Source organism: Pseudomonas sp. S3_C06 (assembly GCF_054667675.1).
Map to the genome: position 1 here is coordinate 6,199,365 of NZ_CP162747.1, position 17,621 is coordinate 6,216,985.

16 protein-coding genes are annotated in these 17,621 nt (G+C 60.2%); 10 read left to right on the forward strand and 6 right to left on the reverse strand.

Going from position 1 to position 17,621, the window contains the following annotated elements:
- Positions 1-36: 36 nt before the first annotated feature.
- Positions 37-1,179, reverse strand: coding sequence for a pectate lyase family protein (locus tag AB4N44_RS27550; protein WP_127926613.1), 1,143 nt, complete (start codon positions 1,177-1,179; stop codon positions 37-39).
- Between the two features lie 198 nt (positions 1,180-1,377).
- On the opposite strand from AB4N44_RS27550, the gene AB4N44_RS27555 reads away from it, so the two are divergent.
- On the forward strand, positions 1,378-2,133 hold the full coding sequence (locus tag AB4N44_RS27555; RefSeq protein ID WP_038364752.1) for a FadR/GntR family transcriptional regulator: 756 nt from the start codon (positions 1,378-1,380) through the stop codon (positions 2,131-2,133).
- A gap of 4 nt (positions 2,134-2,137) precedes the next feature.
- Here AB4N44_RS27555 and AB4N44_RS27560 read toward each other — a convergent pair whose 3' ends face one another.
- The 3 genes from AB4N44_RS27560 to AB4N44_RS27570 form a co-directional block, all read right to left on the reverse strand.
- On the reverse strand, positions 2,138-3,031 hold the full coding sequence (locus AB4N44_RS27560; protein WP_160039191.1) for an SMP-30/gluconolactonase/LRE family protein: 894 nt from the start codon (positions 3,029-3,031) through the stop codon (positions 2,138-2,140).
- Entirely contained in the window at positions 3,028-3,870 is an 843-nt protein-coding gene (locus AB4N44_RS27565) for an NAD-dependent epimerase/dehydratase family protein (RefSeq protein WP_150774021.1), read from the reverse strand. Before AB4N44_RS27565 ends, AB4N44_RS27560 begins: the two co-directional genes overlap by 4 nt.
- Positions 3,871-3,967: 97 nt before the next feature.
- Positions 3,968-4,693 (reverse strand): oligogalacturonate-specific porin KdgM family protein, encoded by a 726-nt coding sequence (locus AB4N44_RS27570; RefSeq protein WP_122597771.1) that lies wholly within the window; start codon positions 4,691-4,693, stop codon positions 3,968-3,970.
- 361 nt (positions 4,694-5,054) lie between these two features.
- Here AB4N44_RS27570 and AB4N44_RS27575 point away from each other — a divergent pair, with 361 nt between their 5' ends.
- The 9 genes from AB4N44_RS27575 (at position 5,055) to AB4N44_RS27615 (ending at position 15,488) form a co-directional block, all read left to right on the forward strand.
- Complete coding sequence (locus AB4N44_RS27575) at positions 5,055-6,209, forward strand: mandelate racemase family protein (protein WP_460111255.1); 1,155 nt, start codon at positions 5,055-5,057, stop codon at positions 6,207-6,209.
- 72 nt (positions 6,210-6,281) lie between these two features.
- Entirely contained in the window at positions 6,282-7,892 is a 1,611-nt protein-coding gene (locus AB4N44_RS27580; RefSeq protein ID WP_150707340.1) for an ABC transporter substrate-binding protein, read from the forward strand.
- An 84-nt stretch (positions 7,893-7,976) separates the two neighbouring features.
- Positions 7,977-8,990, forward strand: a complete 1,014-nt coding sequence (locus AB4N44_RS27585) for an ABC transporter permease (RefSeq protein WP_410479220.1) — start codon at positions 7,977-7,979, stop codon at positions 8,988-8,990.
- Between the two features lie 46 nt (positions 8,991-9,036).
- Positions 9,037-10,647, forward strand: coding sequence for an ABC transporter substrate-binding protein (locus AB4N44_RS27590; RefSeq protein ID WP_150774023.1), 1,611 nt, complete (start codon positions 9,037-9,039; stop codon positions 10,645-10,647).
- Between the two features lie 62 nt (positions 10,648-10,709).
- Positions 10,710-11,627 carry an ABC transporter permease gene (locus AB4N44_RS27595; protein ID WP_038364768.1) on the forward strand — a complete coding sequence of 306 codons (918 nt, stop codon included), beginning with the start codon at positions 10,710-10,712 and terminating at the stop codon, positions 11,625-11,627.
- A gap of 11 nt (positions 11,628-11,638) precedes the next feature.
- Positions 11,639-12,478, forward strand: coding sequence for an ABC transporter ATP-binding protein (locus tag AB4N44_RS27600; RefSeq protein ID WP_026000816.1), 840 nt, complete (start codon positions 11,639-11,641; stop codon positions 12,476-12,478).
- Positions 12,479-12,488: 10 nt separating this feature from the next.
- Positions 12,489-13,265: an ABC transporter ATP-binding protein gene (locus AB4N44_RS27605; protein WP_095120124.1), complete on the forward strand. Its 777-nt coding sequence runs from the start codon at positions 12,489-12,491 to the stop codon at positions 13,263-13,265.
- Between the two features lie 23 nt (positions 13,266-13,288).
- A complete protein-coding gene (locus tag AB4N44_RS27610) occupies positions 13,289-13,657 on the forward strand; it encodes a 5-carboxymethyl-2-hydroxymuconate Delta-isomerase (RefSeq protein WP_460111251.1) in 369 nt (122 codons plus the stop codon).
- Positions 13,658-13,670: 13 nt separating this feature from the next.
- On the forward strand, positions 13,671-15,488 hold the full coding sequence (locus AB4N44_RS27615; RefSeq protein WP_460111250.1) for a glycosyl hydrolase family 28 protein: 1,818 nt from the start codon (positions 13,671-13,673) through the stop codon (positions 15,486-15,488).
- An 8-nt stretch (positions 15,489-15,496) separates the two neighbouring features.
- On the opposite strand, the gene AB4N44_RS27620 is transcribed toward AB4N44_RS27615, so the two are convergent.
- Together AB4N44_RS27620 and rtcR are read right to left on the reverse strand one after the other, a co-directional pair.
- The gene (locus tag AB4N44_RS27620) at positions 15,497-15,775 is read right to left on the reverse strand and encodes a hypothetical protein (protein WP_150774050.1); all 279 of its coding nucleotides are present in this window, start codon (positions 15,773-15,775) and stop codon (positions 15,497-15,499) included.
- Positions 15,776-15,875: 100 nt separating this feature from the next.
- The gene (rtcR, locus tag AB4N44_RS27625; RefSeq protein WP_460111248.1) at positions 15,876-17,480 is read right to left on the reverse strand and encodes an RNA repair transcriptional activator RtcR; all 1,605 of its coding nucleotides are present in this window, start codon (positions 17,478-17,480) and stop codon (positions 15,876-15,878) included.
- Between the last annotated feature and the right edge of the window lie 141 nt (positions 17,481-17,621).

The window sequence follows — 17,621 nt, forward strand, 5'->3', positions numbered from 1 at the left end:
CCGAGGGCTTTTCATTGACACGGTTACATCGATCAATCAGATCTTGCCAGCGCCAGCCTTGGCCTTAACATCGGCCGCGACTTTGTCCGCGTTCAGCGGGGTGTAGCTGTAAGGCGGGGTCCAGCCGATGTTGGTGCCCCACTTGCAGGTCAGCAAGGTGCCATTGAGCGTAGAACCCTGATCAAGGTAGGTGCTGCCACCGTAGTCGCCGGCGATTTTGTCGCAGCCGCTGATGCCGGAGATTTCGAAGGCGTTTTTCTCGGAGAAAATCTTCGAGTTTTTGCCCACGCCGTGCGCGTAGCTGAACGGGTAGACCTTATGGCTGGTGCTGCCCACGTGATAGTTGTTGTACAGATGCACCTGGCCGAAGCGCACGCGTGGCGCGCGTGCAGAGATGTTTTCGAACAGGGTGTTGTGGATCGTGACCTTGAGCTTGCCATCATCGGTGGTACGGCTGTCGCTGGAACCGATCAGGTTGTTTTTCTCGTGCGATTTGAACGCCGAGTAGGAAATGGTCACGTAGTTGGCACCGTTTTTCACGTCCAGTGCGCCGTCGTGGTGTTGCTTTGGACGACCGTTGGCGGTGCCGTTCTGGTCATCGGTGCGGCGGCCATCGGTGAAGGTGACATGGTCGACCCACACATTGTTGGCGCCTTCGATGGTCAGCCCGTCGTACTCGGAGTTCCAGTTGCCGGCGCTGCCGTCATTGGCGTCCCAGATCGGCTCGGGATCCCACGGGTTTTCGAGGGTGATGTTGCGGATGATCACATCGTTTTCCTTGGCATAGAAGAAACCCTCGCGGATCTCCGCCGTGCTGCTCGTACCGACGATGGTCGTCTTGCCCGGGATATCCAGACGACCGCGCTTTTTCATATCGGCGGTCGTCGTATAAGCTTTGCCTTCGCTGATGTCGATCGGCCCGGTAATCTTGATAATGCGACCGTTGGTGCCGACCGAAGCGCTGAGTGCGGCTTTCAGTTCGGCGGCGTTCTTCACGGTATAGATGTTGTTGGCTGCCGCTCTGGAGCCACCCTTGGTACCACCGTTTTGCGTGGCCCAGCCAGTCGTTGCAACATCCAGCCAGATATCGGCCGCTTGTGCAGGCAGGCTGGAAAACAGCAGGCTGCCGACGATGGCGCTGGCCAGTTTGCAGGCCGTGAAGGTTGTTGGTTTTGTCATGAGTAATCAGATCCTTGATTAACTTGAGTGTTTTACACGCGAAATTTCGACGTGTTTCTCGAGCGGACGTCCTTATCGCCATTGCAGCGAATCGAACGTCCGCTACATGAGAAATCCTATCATTGAACTGGTGCGTTGTCGTACAACTGAATGGGCTATGATGCGTAATTATTCGAAAACTCGAGATTTTTGTTGCTGATGGACAGATCCAACGCCACACCCAATGTTCGTCGTCGGCATCGCAGCCTGGCGGAGGACCTGGTCACCGAGCTGTCCCGACGCATTTGCAGCGGCGAACTCGCGCGCGCGACGAAGCTGCCGACTGAATCTCAGGTCATGGCCGAGCACGGCGTCAGTCGCACAGTGGTGCGCGAGGCGATATCGCGTCTGCAGGCAGCAGGCTTGGTGGAAACCCGTCACGGTATCGGTACCTTTGTTCAGGACATTCCCAGCCCGAGCGGTTTTCGCATTGATCCGGACAGCATCGTCACGCTTCAGGATGTCTTGGCGGTGCTTGAATTGCGCATCACTTTGGAGGTCGAGGCCGCTGGCCTGGCGTGTGCGCGGCGTACCGATGAGCAACTGCAACTGATGCGTGATTCGCTGGACGCCATCAATTCCCGCGCCGTCAGTGTCGACTACGCCGTGTCGGCGGATTTTCAGTTCCACCAGCAAATTGCGCTGGCCACCGGCAACCGCTATTTCACCGACATCATGCTGCACCTGGGCGCGAACATTCTGCCGCGCACACGCTTGCATTCCAAACGCCTGGAGAATGACCGCAAGGAGCCCTATCTGGAGCGCCTCAGTCGCGAGCATGAAGACATTTACATTGCGATTGTCCGACGTGATTCCGACGCCGCCCGCGCAGCCATGCGTTTGCATCTGTCCAACAGCCGCGAGCGTCTGCGCCGTGCCTACGAGGCCGCAGACGCGGCGGCGTTGAACGTCTGAAGCCTCAGGCGCGGGCCTTGGGTTCGGGCAGGCCTTGAACTCCCGGGTTGAGGGCGAAGACTCCGCCCGCCAATGGCTGGTCAGCGAGATCGATGCCTTGCGGGCGAATCGAGGTGACAAACAGGGTGTCGAGCCGAGGGCCGCCAAAGGCGCACATCGTCGGTTTCTTTACCGGTACCGGCAGCGCGCGATCCAGTTTCCCCTGCGGGGTAAAGCGCAACACCAGGCCGGCATCAATCGCGCAGATCCAGTAACAACCGTGTGAATCGACGGCAGCACCGTCCGGTCGCCCGGGGTGATTGTTCATGTCGACAAACAAGCGGCGGTTGTGCGGCGTGCCGCTGTCGATGTCGTAATCGAAGGCCCAGATCAGTTGCCGGCTCGGGTGCGAATCGGACAGATACAGGATGCTCCCGTCGGGACTGAACGCCAGGCCGTTGGGCACCACAAGGTCCTCCAGTTGCGGCGCCAGCACCGATGCATCATTCCGGTTATGCGCGTCGTAGCGATACAGCGCGCCGACCGCCTCGGCACCCATAGCGGTTGGCATCGAGCTGGCCCAGAAGCGTCCCTGACGATCGCAGCGACCATCATTGAAGCGCATGCTCGGGCGGGCGTGCTCGACGCCGATGAGCTTTTCCGCAGCCAGACGCCCGTCAGCCTGCGGGCGCAGTTTGAACAGGCCACTTTCCTGCGCGCCCAGCCAATGTCCCGCTTCACTGCGGGCGATACAGGCGAGCATTTCGTCCGCCTGCCAGCAGTCGGTATGGCCGTCGAGCTGCCAGCGATGCAAGCGGCCGGCCGGAATATCCACCCAATACAAGGCATTTTCGTCGGCTTGCCAGACCGGGCTTTCACCGGTGGCGTTGCGCGCATCGACAATCAGTTCAGCACTCATGAGCGCGTCTGCGCCGGCGTTTCAAACGGACCTGCTGCGGTAAAAGCGCCGCCCTGATACAAGCGGTCCGGGTGGTCGGCAGCGAGTGCCGGTTGTTGTTCGACCTTTGCGCGAAAGGCTTCGGAGCTGTCCTGCGGCGCAAAGCCCAGGTGCGCGGCGTGCCGGTTGTTCCACCACTGATCCCGGTTGGCGGACACCCCGTACACCACGCTGTGCCCGACATCGCTGGCCAGCAGTGCGCGGGCGATCAGGTGCTGCAGATCGGTATAGCTCAGCCAGGTCGCCAGCATGCGCAGGTTGCGCGGTTCGGGGAACGAGGAGCCGATGCGCAGGCTCACTGTTTCGATGCCATAGCGGTGGAAATAGAAGGTTGCCAGGTCCTCGCCGTAAGCCTTCGACAAGCCGTAATAACCGTCCGGGCGACGCGGCGAATGGGCGTCGATCTGTTCGTCCTGCGAGTAAAAACCGGTGACGTGGTTGGAGCTGGCGAACACGATGCGCTTGACCCCGTGCAGGCGCGCGGCCTCATAAACATGAAAGGTGCCGCGTATATTCGCCTCGAGAATTTCTTCGAAGGATCGCTCCACCGAGATCCCGCCCAAATGCACGATGGCATCGACGCCCTCGACCAGCGCGGCGACAGCGGCCTTGTCGCTCAGATTGCAGTTGATAACTTCGTCATGCGCGCCGCGGCTCGGCGTCATCGCACTGATGTCCGAGGAGCGGACGATGTCGGCGTGAACCTGCAGTGTTTCGCGCAGAATCTGGCCGAGCCCACCGGCGGCGCCGGTCAGCAGAATACGGTTGAAAGGTTTGGCTTGCGTAGCGTGTGTGGTCATGGTCGGGTCTTCCATTACGCGGTGGTGAAGAGGGTGGGGCGGCAGGGTGTCTGCCCGACAAGCGATGCGCGCTCGCCAGGCAAAACCAGTGCGCGGCTTACATGAAGTTGTATTGCACGCCCAGACGCCAGCGAGCCTGGCGGTCGGGTGAGGTGGACTCGACTTTGATGTCGCCGATTTCCATGAAGGGCGCCCATTGTTTGGTGAGCTTGTATTTGACGATCAGGTTCTGTTCGTAGTCGCTCTTCTTGTTGTCGTAGCGGATGTAGTCGGTCTTGAAATAGATGAACTGATATTCGTAAGCCCACTTGTTGGCTGGCGTGTAGCCGAGCCAGCCTTCGAAGCGGTGGGTGGTCTGGTCATCCTTGTAGTGATCGGGCATGTCTTTGTTGACCTGATCGCGATCGAGTTTGCGCAGGTCCAGGCGATAGCGCGTCGCTACGTAAAAGGCGTCGTCGATCTTGTAGTTGTACTTGAGGCCGAACTTGTAGGCGGTCGCATCCTTGGAGCTGTCCATCTGAAACGCCGGGGTCAGCGTCGACTGCGCGCTGAGCTTGTAGTTGTAGCTCACCGTGAACTCATGGCCGTTGTTGACCATGTTGTCGTAGGCGACATCTTTGCGGTCACCGGCCGTGCGGTATTTCATCTCCGCCTCAAATCCCAGGCCACTGTCCAGGCGGTAGTTGAGCTTGATTCGGTCGGCGTGGGCGCTGTCCTCCTCGGTGTACTGGTGGCGGTAGTTGAGGCTGGCGGAGTCAGCGTTGACAGCGAAGGGCAGGCCGAGGGCCGCGACAGTGACGAGCGTGCGTAGGGTGGTGTTCATACGGTCTTCTTTTTTTGTTTTTGTTAGGGTCGTTTGACGAGTACTACAGGCACCGCGATGTTGCGTATGGCTCTCATTTGAGGCGCAGATATAAGTTATCGTACGACAAGATGACTCGTCTACGTGATTTTGCTGGTTTAGAAACATATTGATACATATATGCCCTGTGAATAGGGGTCTAAAGCAAGTCCTGTTATTCCGTAGTCATCTTTAAATATGGCGCTTTGCTGGACGTTTAGCCGCAAAGGCTTCGATTCGAAGAGGTGTTATTGGGTCTTTTCAAGTGTTGTACGATGACCTATGATCGATCGCAACCGACGACACTCCTGTCACAAATCCAATAAGAAGGCTCAAGACGTCCATGAGAATCACAGCAGTCAACGTCCAGGTTTTTTCCTATCCCACCCGCCGCGCAGTCGACAGCGCCGGTCATGCTCATCCCGGTGATGTCAGTCAGGCGCAAATGGCGTTGCTGCGCATCCAGACCGAAGACGGCAAGGAGGGTTACGCCCTCGGTGCGCCGGAGCTGATTCGTCCTTATGTGCTGGACGGTTTTGTGCGCAAGGTGCTGGTCGGGCAGAACGCCTTTGATCGCGAAAAGATCTGGCATGACTTGGCGCACTGGCAGCGTGGTAGCGCCAGCCAGTTGACTGATCGCGCGCTGGCATTGGTCGAGCAGGCGTTGTGGGACTGGGCGGGGCGCAAGCTCGGCGTGCCGGTGCACAAGTTGATCGGCGGTTTTCGCGACAAGGTGCCGGCGTACGGCTCAACCATGTGCGGCGATGAATTGCCTGAGGGCCTGGCGACGCCGGAAGACTACGGACGCTTTGCCGAAACGCTGGTCAAGCGCGGCTACAAGGCGATCAAGTTGCACACCTGGATGCCGCCGGTCTCGTTCGCACCGAGCCCGCGCATTGACGTCAAAGCCTGCGCGGCGGTGCGCGAAGCGGTGGGCCCGGACATCGCCTTGATGCTCGACGGTTATCACTGGTACAGCCGCACCGAAGCGTTGTACATCGGACGCGAACTGGAAAAACTCGACTTCGCCTGGTTCGAAGAGCCGATGATGGAAGAATCCGCCGAATCCTATGCCTGGCTGGCGGGGCAACTGGACATTCCGGTACTCGGGCCGGAAACCTTGTCCGGCAAACACCTGAGCCGGGCCAGTTGGGTCAAGCACGACGTTTGCGACATCCTGCGTGCCGGCGTTGCCGGGGTCGGCGGGATCGGGCCTTGCCTGAAAGTCGCGCACATGGCCGAGTCGTTTGGCATGGACTGCGAAATCCATGGCAACGGCGCAGCCAACCTGACGGTGGTCGGCGCGATCAGGAACTGCACCTGGTACGAGCGCGGCTTGCTGCACCCGTATCTGGATTACGACGAGGTGCCGGCGTACCTCAAGCGCCTGGTCGACCCGATGGACAGCGATGGTTTTGTGCATTTGTCCGACCTGCCGGGTCTGGGCGAAGACATCGACTTCAACTTCATCGAGATGAACACGCTTAAAAGCTTCTGACGTGTACGCGGGCTGCCCGGTGCATGCCGGGCTGTCCGAGAGCCCTATAAATATAAGAAAGGCACTCTCGCTATGAACATTCTTCCTTCGCTGTGGGCGCGGGTTCTGGCGGCTACCCTGACGGTGACCGCGCTACCTGTCGTCCATGCCAAAACCCCGGCCGATCAATTGATCGTCGGCATGAGCATGATCAATCTGCTGTCCCTCGACCCGGCGGCGGCCACCGGCCTGGACGTGTCGGAGATCAATGCCAATCTTTATGACATGTTGCTGGTGCAAGACGTCGCTGCGCCGGATCAGCTGTTACCGGCACTCGCCGAGCGCTGGCAAGTCAGCGACGACCGCAAGACCCTGACCTTCAATCTGCGCCAGGGCGTGCAATTTCAATCGGGCAACCCGTTGAGCGCCGAAGACGTCGCCTGGTCGTTGCAGCGCGTGCTCAAACTCAATCTCGCATTGGCGTCGACCTGGAAGGCTTACGGTTTTACCGCCGACAACGTCGAGCGTTCGATGCGCGCGACCGATGCCAATACCTTCGTCATTGAATTGCCGCGACCCACCGATCCGCAGTTGGTGCTCAACACGCTGGCGACGTCGCCCAGCGCCTTCATTCTCGACCGTAAAAAAGTCCTCGAGCATCAGAAGAACAATGACCTGGGCGCCGCCTGGCTGGTGACGCACGCCGCCGGCAGTGGTGCCTTTGTGCTCAATGACTGGCGGGCCAACGACGTGATTCTGATGAGCCGTTTCGACGGTTATTGGGGTGGCCCGGCCAAGCTCAAGCGTATCGTCATGCGCAACATGACCGAGTCGCAGTCGTTGCGTCTGATGATCGAGCGGGGCGACCTCGACATTGCCAAAGGCATGTCGGCGCCGGACATTCAGGCCTTGCAGAAAAGCGACAAGGTCCGCACGCAAACTCTGCAACGCGGCACGCTGTACTACGTCGCGCTGAGTGTGAAGCAGCCGATGTTCGCCGACGCGCGCGTGCGCAAGGCCGTGCGCTCGTTGATCGACTATCAGGGCATCAACCAGACCGTCATGCCGCACTACGGCGTGATCAATCAGCGGCCGATGCCGTTGGGACTGGCCGCGCGCCTGCCGGATCCCGGTTATCGACTGAATGTCGATGAGGCAAAAAAACTCCTCGCTGACGCCGGTTACCCGAACGGGTTCAAAACCAGTATTCGCGTGCTGGCCGAGCCACCGTTCATCAACATTGCCTCCAATCTGCAATCGACGCTGGCGCAGGCCGGGATCGAAGCCAGCATCATCACCGGCACCGGTAACCAGATCTACGGCGCCATGCGTGAGCGCAGTTTCGACATCATCGTCGGTCGTGGCGGTGGCGGCGCCGAACGTCATCCCCATTCGAGCCTGCGCACGCTGGTGTACAACCCGGATAACCGTGACGAAGCCAAGCTGAGCAACTTCCAGGGCTGGCGCACTTCGTTTTACAGTCCCGAGTTGAATCAGTTGATCGAGAGTGCCGAAGTCGAGCCCGATGCGCAGAAACAGCAGGCGCAGTATCAGGACATCCAGCAGCAACTCGATCAGCAAGTGGGCGCGATTCTGCCGGTCTCGCAGATGACCGACACGGTGCTGGTCTACGCCGATGTTGCCGATTTCCAAGGGCACACGGCCGCGACCACGCGCTACAAAGACGTCTACAAAAAACGCTGAAATGCACGGATGAACTTCGCGTGCCGGGTGCACCGGTGACCGTTTTATCAGGAGCTGACTATGTTTGTTATGACTGCCTCTGCCATGGGAGCCCGCGCCTCCAATACTGCGCGGCGTGCCAGCACGGTACTGGTGACGTTGCTGGGCCTTTTGGCGCTGACGTTTATCATCGGTCGGGTGATGCCGCTCGATCCGGTGCTGGCGGTGGTCGGGCCGGACGCCGACAGTTCGACCTACGATCAGGTGTACCGGGCGATGGGGCTCGACAAGCCGATCTGGACCCAGTTCGGCCTGTACCTCAACGACTTGCTGCACGGCAATTTCGGCAACGCGCTGTTGACCGGGCACCCGGTGCTCGATGACATCCGCCGGGTGTTCCCGGCCACCATCGAACTGGCGACCCTGGCCATCCTCTTCGGTGTGCTGATCGGTTTGCCGCTGGGTGTATGCGCGGCAAGTAATCAAGGGCGACTTGGCGATCATGTCGCGCGAGTGATTACCCTGTTCGGCTATTCCACGCCGATTTTCTGGCTGGGCATGATGGGCCTGCTGGTGTTTTACGCCTGGCTCGGCTGGGCCGGGGGCGCCGGTCGCATCGACCTGGCGTACGACGGCATGGTGCCCGAAGTCACCGGGCTGTTGCTGATCGATTCGGGCCTGGCCGGTGATTGGGAAGCCTTCGCCAGCGCCTTGCGCCACATCGTCTTGCCGGCGCTGATCCTCGGGCTGAACTCGGTGGCTTACATCAGTCGGATGACGCGCAGCTTCATGCTCGAGCAACTGTCCCAGGAATACATCATCACCGCTCGGGTCAAGGGTTTGTCGCGCCGCCAGGTGGTCTGGGGTCACGCCTTTCGCAACATCCTCGTGCAATTGCTGACGGTGGTGGCGCTGGCTTACGGCTCGCTGCTCGAAGGCGCGGTGCTGATCGAAACGGTCTTTGCCTGGCCGGGTTTCGGCCAGTACCTGACCAGCAGCCTGATGCTCGGCGACATGAATGCGGTGATGGGCTGTGTGCTGGTGATCGGTTTGATTTTTGTCGCGCTCAACCTGATCAGCGATGCCTTGTACAAGGTCTTCGACCCGCGCACCCGTTAACACGCCTGGCAGCAGCACTAAAAATTATAAAAAGAAGGATTTTTCAATGACGACTGCATTTACCAAACTGCACGCTGGCCTGTTGGCGGCGGTCCTGGCGCTGGTGCCGATGACCCAGGCCAGCGCCAAGACGCCGGCCGATCAACTGATCGTCGGCATGAGCATGGTCAACCTGTTTTCCATCGATCCGGCCAACGCACCGGGCCTCGACGCTTCCGGCGTCAATGCCAATCTTTACGACACCCTGGTCAAGCGTGATCAGGGCAATCCGGAACAGCATCTGCCGCAACTGGCCGAGCGCTGGACGATCAGCGACGACGGCAAGCAGATAACCTTTCATTTGCGTCAGGACGTCAAGTTTCACTCCGGCAATCCGCTGACCGCTGAAGACGTGGCCTGGTCGTTGTACCGGGTGATGAAACTCAATTTCGGCCTGGCCACGACCTGGAAAGCCTACGGTTATAACGTCGACAACATCCAGTCACTGATCCGTGCCAGCGATGCCCACACGCTGGTCATCGACTTGCCGCAAACCATGGATCCGCTGTTGCTGATCGACTCGCTGGCGATCTCGCCGAGCGCGGTGGTGATCGATCGCAAAACAGCGTTGGCGCATGAGAAAAACGCTGACCTCGGTGCTAACTGGCTGGTGACCAACGAGGCCGGTAGCGGCCCCTTTGTGCTGAGCAAATGGACGGCGAACGACTCGCTGTTGCTGACCCGGTTCGACGGTTACTGGGGCGGTGCTGCCAAGCTCAAACGCGTGGTGGTGCGGCACATGACCGAATCGCAGTCGCTGCGTCTGATGCTGGAGCGCGGTGACCTCGATCTGGCGTATGGCATGGCCGCACCGGACATCCGCGCCATCGACGGTTCGGAAAAAATCCACGTGCAGTCACTGCCGCGCGGCACCATGTACTACGTCGCGCTGAGCATGAAGCAGCCCGAATTTGCCAACCCCAAAGTGCGCGAAGCGGTGCGCAACCTGATCGACTACAAGGGCCTCGACGAACAAGTGATGCCGTATTACGGCCAGCTGAATCAGCAGCCGATGCAACTCAGTCTGGCGGCGCGCCTGCCGGATCCGGGTTATCACATGGACGTCGCCAAGGCGAAAAAGCTCCTCGCCGAAGCGGGTTATCCGGACGGCTTCACCACGACCATTCGCACATTGTCAGAGCCGCCCTTCATCGATATCGCCGCGCGTCTGCAGGCGACGCTGGCCGAGGGCGGGATCAAGGCCAGCATCGTCAACGGCACGGGCAACCAGGTGTACGGCGCCATGCGTGCGCGCAACTTCGACATCATCGTTGCGCGCGGGGCCGAGCGCTATCCGCATCCGTATTTCAGCCTGCGCACGTTTGCCTACAACCCCAACAACAGCGATGACGCCGGCCTGCCGAATTTCCAGGGCTGGCGCGCGTCGTTTTTCAGCCCGCAGCTCAATAGCCTGATTGATCAGGCCGGGGTCGAACGTGATGCCGGCCAGCGCCTGAATCTGTATCACCAGGCACAGAAAATCTACGACGAGCAGGTCGGTCCGATCATGATGATTTCGCAGATGACCGACACCGTGGTCAGCGCCGCCGACGTCAAGGGCTTCGCCGGTGATGATGCCGAGGCGACGCGTTATCTGGGGGTCTACAAACAACGCTGAACGCTGCCCGGTGCGTCGGCGTACGCGCCGGGTGATCCTCAATTCAATCCGAGAACATGCCCATGATTGCCAACATGTCTTCTACTGATTCGAGCGCCAAGCGGCGGTTGGATCGTACCCCCGGATCCAGCTTCGACGCCTTCTGCAAAAGTGCCCTGAAAGTCTTGCGGCACCTGCTGCGCAACCCGATGACCCTGGCCGGATTGCTGGTCGCGCTGGTGCTGGTGGTGGTGGCGCTGTTTGCGCCGTGGATCGCCACCCATGATCCGGTGGCGCAGAACCTCGCCAATGCCCTGCAGGCGCCGGGCGCTGCCCACTGGTTCGGCACCGATGAATACGGCCGGGATATCTTCAGTCGGCTGGTCTACGGCTCGCGCATCACGCTGTACATCATCACCCTGGTGACCGTGATCGTCGGCCCGATCGGGCTGTTTATCGGCACCGTCTCCGGCTACTACGGTGGTGTGGTCGACACGGTGTTCATGCGCCTCACCGACATCTTCATTTCCTTTCCCAGCCTGGTGCTGGCGCTGGCGTTTATCGCTGCGCTCGGTCCGGGCCTGGAACACGCAGTGGTAGCGATTGCGCTGACGTCGTGGCCGCCGATTGCGCGATTGGCGCGGGCCGAAACCCTGTCGTTGCGCAAGGCTGACTTCGTCGTGGCGGTCGAGCTGCAAGGGGCTTCGTCCACGCGAATCATCCTGCGGCACATCGTGCCGATGTGCATGTCGTCGGTGATCATCCGCCTGACCATGAACATGGCCGGGATCATCCTCACCGCAGCGGCTTTGGGCTTTCTTGGTCTCGGTGCGCAAGCGCCGTCGCCGGAGTGGGGCGCGATGATCTCCACTGGGCGTCGCTACATGCTCGAGTGCTGGTGGCTGGTGGCTGTTCCGGGGGCCGCAATCATGTTGGTCAGCCTGGCTTTCAACCTGTTGGGCGACGGCCTGCGGGACATTCTAGATCCGCGCAGCGAGTAATCGGAGGCTGTATGTCTGCAATCAAATTGAACGTCGAAGGGCTCAATGTGCGCTTCGTCAATGCTCAGAAAGAAACCCATGCCGTGCGCGACGTGTCCTTCACCCTCGGGCGGGAAAAACTCGCCATCGTCGGTGAGTCGGGCTCGGGCAAATCGACGGTCGGTCGCAGCCTGCTCAAGCTGCATCCGGCCAGCGCGCGGATCACCGCCAAGGCCATGCAGTTCGGTGAAGTCGATCTGCTGTCGGCCGGCGAAAAGGTCATGCAGAAGATTCGTGGCCAGCGTATTTCGATGATCATGCAGGACCCGAAATACTCGCTGAACCCGGTGGTCAAGGTCGGCGATCAGATTGCCGAGGCGTATCTGGCGCACCACAAGGCCAGCCGCAGCGAGGCCCGCGAGCGGGTGCTGGAAATGCTCGAAAAAGTGCATATCCGTGATCCGCAACGGGTCTACAACCTGTACCCGCATGAGGTCTCCGGTGGTATGGGCCAGCGCATCATGATCGCGATGATGGTCATCACCCGTCCACAGGTAATCATTGCCGACGAGCCGACCTCGGCCCTTGATGTGTCGGTGCGTCAGCAAGTGCTCAACGTGCTGGAAGAACTGGTCGAGCAGCAGGAAATGGGTCTGATTTTCGTCAGCCACGACCTCAACCTTGTGCGCAATTACTGCGATCGCGTGTTGGTGATGTACGCCGGCAGGGTGGTCGAATCGCTCGCCGCCGGCGATCTGCAACATGCACAACATCCCTATACCCGCGGCCTGATGGCGGCGTTGCCGAGCATGGACAACCGACGTGAACGGTTGCCGGTGTTGCAACGCGATCCACTGTGGCTGACTTGCTGAGGAATCGACCATGTCCATGATCCAAGCACACGCGCTGAACCTGAGTTTCGGTGCCGGCCCGGCCCTCAATCAGGTGCTGCACGACGTCAGCCTCAGTGTCGCCGACGGCGAATCCTTCGGTCTGGTGGGGGAGTCCGGCTCCGGCAAGACCACCGTGTTGCGCTGCCTGGCCGGGCAGTACCGGCACTGGACGGGCGAGTTGAGCATTGCCGGCGCGCCGCTGCAGCACAAGATTCCCAAGGAACATTTCCGTCAGGTGCAGATGGTGTTCCAGGACCCTTACGGCTCGCTGCATCCGCGCCACACCGTTGACACGGCGCTGCGTGAGCCGCTGATTATTCACGGCGTACGCGACAAGGACGACCGGATCAACGAGATCCTGCTCAAGGTCGGTCTGAACGACAGTTACCGTTTTCGCTATCCGCACCAGTTGTCCGGTGGCCAGCGCCAGCGCGTGGCAATTGCCCGTGCGCTGATTCTCGAGCCGCGGGTGTTGCTGCTCGATGAGCCGACCTCGGCGCTGGATGTCTCTGTGCAGGCGGAGATTCTCAATCTGCTGGCGGATTTGCGCCGGCGCGAGAAACTCACCTACCTGATGGTCACTCACGATCTCGGTGTGGTCACGCACCTGTGTGATCGAGTGGCGGTGATGCAGCAGGGCAAGATCGTCGAGCTGCTCGACAGTCAGGCGCTCAGCCAGGATCTGGCAAGCCACGCCTACACGCGAATGCTGGTGCAGGCCAGTCGAGATTTCAGCGAGGAGTCGGTGCGCCAGCTCGCTGGTTGAACCGATCCATCAAGGAGCGCGACATGCCGCATTGCCTTATCGATTGCCCGCAAAGCCTGGCCCAGCGTGTCGGCGAGCAAACCCTGCTCGCTACCGTGCATGACGCCCTCGATGCCTTCGGCCTGTTCAAGGCCGGCGACATCAAGGTGCGCCTCAATACGTTCGAGCATTACCGCTGCGGTACGGGGCAGGACGATTTTGTCCACGTCGTCCTGTCGGTGTTGTCCGGGCGCAGTGCTGAACAGCGCCGGCGTCTGGCCTCGGCGACCGTGGCGGCGCTGGTCGCTTTGCTGCCGGACGTCGAGTCGCTGTCGATGGAGGTTGTGGAAATGCCCCGCGAGACGTTCGTCAATCGCAGCCAATATCTGCAAGAAGCCGGATTGTCGGCCTGAACAAGGAGTGCTCATGCCTTATCGAAATGTTGTTCCGACGCAGCGCAAACAGCCTTTGGCCTTGTCGCTGGCAGCCACGTTAACGCTGGTTTGCAGTGTGCCGTCGTGGGCGCTGGAGGCGCCGGCAAAACTGCAGGTGCCGACCCTGGCCTACGATGATCAGCAGATCATCCTGGTCTGGGAAAAGCCCGCCGATCACGCCGATATCAGCGACTACCGGGTCTACGCCAACGGTGTGTTGCTGGGGGGCAGCAACGCCAACAATGACCGCGTCTCGCCGGCCAAACCTTACATCGACCGCTTCTACGAACAGGATGTTGCCGGTTTTCATCATCGCATCGGCATTCACAGTTACACCGCGCAAGGCTTGAAACCGGATACGGCCTATCGGTTCACCGTGCGTTCGGTGGGCGCCGATGGCACAGAGTCGGCAGACAGTCCGGCCGTTGTACAGCGGACGAGCAAGGTCGCCGCCGTGTTCGATGTCAGGAAGTACGGCGCCAAGGGTGACGGCAAAAGCCTTGATACTTTGGCGATCCAGAACGCCATCGACGCCTGCACCCCCGGCTGCAAAGTATGGTTGCCCAAGGGCACCTACAAAAGCGGGGCGCTTTACCTGAAGAGCAACATCACCCTGGAAATCGCCGAGGGTGCAACGCTGTTGGGTTCCGAGCGTGCCGAAGACTATCCGCTGGCCGGCTACATCCAGTATCCGTATTCGAGTACCGTGCGCCCGGCGTCGCTGATCAATGCCTTGCCGCGTGATCCGCGTCAGCATCAGTCGTTCGAAAACATCCGCATCGTCGGCAAAGGCACGATTGACGGCAACGGCTGGAAGCGCCGCGCTGATGTCGTCGACGAACGCGGTCAGCCATTGCCGTTCTACCTGCCCAGCGACAATACCCGCTACCAGCAGGACGGCATTCTGGCCAAGGCGCAAGTCGAGCAAGCGGTGGCAAGCGGCATGAACGTCAAGGATGCCTACGGGCAGATGCGCTCGTCGCTGATCACCCTGCGCAACGTGAAAAACGTGTTCTACGGCGGTTTCACCGTGGTGAACCCGGCATTCCACGGGATCATGAACCTGGAAACCGAAAACGTAGTGCTGGCCAATACCACGCATAAAACCTACGACGCCAATAACGGCGACGGCATCGAATTCGCCAACAGCAAGGGCGCGCTGGTCTTCAACAACTTCTTTGATACCGGCGATGACTGCGTCAATTTTGCTGCGGGCACCGGGGCTGATGCCGTGCAGCAAAAGCCGCAGGAAGATGCCTGGATCTTCAATAACTACTTTCGCAAGGGTCACGGCATGGTGGTTGCCGGCAGCCATACCGGCGCGTGGATTCAAAACATTCTGGCCGAAGACAACGTTTCCGATGGCACCGATGCCGGACTGCGCATGAAGAGCACCAACTTCATGGGCGGCGGCGCGCGTAACGTGATCTTCCGCGACTCGGCGATCCGCAATACGCTCAAGCAGGCGTTCATTTTCACCCTCGACTACAACGATCCGAACGCCAAGCTGGATTACCAGCGCTCAACCATTCCCGGGCAGTTCCGCGATATCCGCGTCGCCGACGTGAGCGTCGAAAATGCTCAAGGCAAGGCGATCGAGGTCAAGGGCGACAGTCAGAACGACGCCTGGCATCAGGGGTTGGTGTTCGAGCGCGTGCGCTTCAGTGGTCCGGCCAAGGCACAGATCGACGGGCTGAAGGATTCGCTGTTCGACCATGTGTCGTTCAGCGGGTATGGCGCTGCCAACCCGTGGGAAATCACCGGGAGTGTCGGGCTGACGTTCACGAATGTGCAGCCACCACCTCCGTAGAACCCTGATCAAGGTTTCGGCGATTTACCGAGGTCTTCCGAGTCGCTCGAAGTGGCAGCATCTTTTGCCGTTTCATGCGACTCGGCGCCGGAGTTCGAGCCCGACGCCTCTTCACCTTTCTTGTCGGCCTTGTCTGCGTTGGATTGAGCTTTGCCGGCCTGATTCACGCCGGGAAGCGCGGTCGGTGGCGCGGCAGACTCGTCAGCAGTCTTCGTGGCTGCCGCGGCGAAAAGCGGGCAGGCCGCGAGCAGGCCAGCCAGGGTGATCGCTGCAATTTTGCTGTTCATGATGGTCGTCTTCCGGTCGAAGCGGATGGTGATCATTGGAAGCGCCCTGCGAGCGAAGGTGCCCGCGGTTGGACGAGCGGTTAGTCGCCTGCCGTCCGCATCATGTGAGGTCGACGATCTGGCTCCACTCAAGCCCGAACCGGCCGAGGTATTTCCTCAGTCGATCGGCATCGTTGGCTTGTACCTTGGCCTGGCGCGATATTCCGAACAGTCGGCGGCCGGCATCGGACAAGCTGTCCGCCTGCCGGCACACCTCGATCACTGCCTTCAATTGCAAGCGGTCAAACAGATCCATGCTTTCGGCGTCCCCCGGCAATTCTCCTGAAATCGCCTGCGGTTGCGCCAAGCCCCACGCGTAGCGCAGCCGATCAATTTCCTCCTGCACCTGTGCCTCGTCGATACGTCCGCTGTCGGCCAGGGTCGCCATCCGCGTGATCGAGGCGGACAGTTCGCGGAAGTTGCCCAGCCACGCCGCCTCGCGAGAGCTGGCGAACGCCAGATAACTGCGTCGGGCTTCCAGGTTGAAACGCACCAGTTGCCCGTGTTCGCGGGCGTGGCGTTCCAGCTCGAAATCAATGTTCGGTTCGATGTCTTCGCGGCGACCGGCGAGGCCGGGCAGGTCGAACGTCCACAGGTTGATGCGCGCGTACAAATCTTCGCGGAACAAGCCATCAGCGACCCGGCTGCGCAGATCGCGGTGAGTGCCGGCGATGATCAGGAAATCACTTTCGACCTCCTTGTCCGAGCCCAGCGGAAAGAAGCGTTTTTCTTCAATCGCCTTGAGCAGCATCGCCTGTTCGTCTGCGCCCAACTCGCCGATCTCATCGAGAAACAGCATGCCGCCATCGGCGGCGCGCAACAGGCCGTCGCGGGCGTTCTGTGCGCCGGTGAAGGCGCCTTTGACATGGCCGAACAACGCCGACATCGCGCCATCGCCACGCAGGGTGGCGCAGTTGACCTCGACAAAGCGCCCCTGCATTTGATGGCGGCTGCGTTTGAGTTCGTAGATGCGTCGGGCGAGGAAGGATTTGCCGGCGCCGGTCGGGCCGATCAGCAGCATCGGCGCCTTCGAGCGCACGGCCACGCGTTCGATTTGCTCGATCGAGCGGTTGAAGGCGGCGTTGCGTGTGGCGATGCCGGACTTCAAGAACTCCAGGCCTTCGAGGCGCTTGTTGGCGAAGCGCGAAGCGATGCGATCGTAGCGCGACAGGTCGAGATCGATCAGGGCATGCGTGCCGATGGCGTGATCGCTTTCGCTGTTGCGCTTGGCCGGGGAGGTCTGGATCAGCCGCGCCGGCAGATAGCGCGCCTCGGTCAGCAGGAACCAGCAAATCTGCGCGACGTGGGTGCCGGTGGTGATGTGGACGAGGTAATCCTCGCGCTCGGTGTCGAAATCGTAGGCGGTGGTGAAGTCGTGCAGTGCGCCGTAGACCTCTTCGAAATCCCATGGGTTGCGCAGTGACATCGGGTGCAGGCGCACCTCGGTCTCTGGTGAAACCTGCTGGATGTCGGCGCGCACCCGCTCGGCGAGGCTGACGTCGCGGGCGTCGACGCCGTGAATCAGCTCGAGCCGGTTGATCAGCACGTTCTGCTGTTGGCACAAGCCAACGCTGGGGCGCCAATGGCTCCAGCGATTGGCGCCCTTGCCGACGCGATCAAGGGTGGCGCCGATAAAACCGATGGCGACGGTGTGCTTGTTTGGCATGTTTATCTCAAAAGATAAAAGACGATATCCAATAATAAGTATTCGGTGAGGGTTTTGTCGTCAATTCATTCGATGAAAAACGGATGAGTAAATAAAGACGATATAAATCAATAAGATATAAATATTTTTCGAGGGAAATCA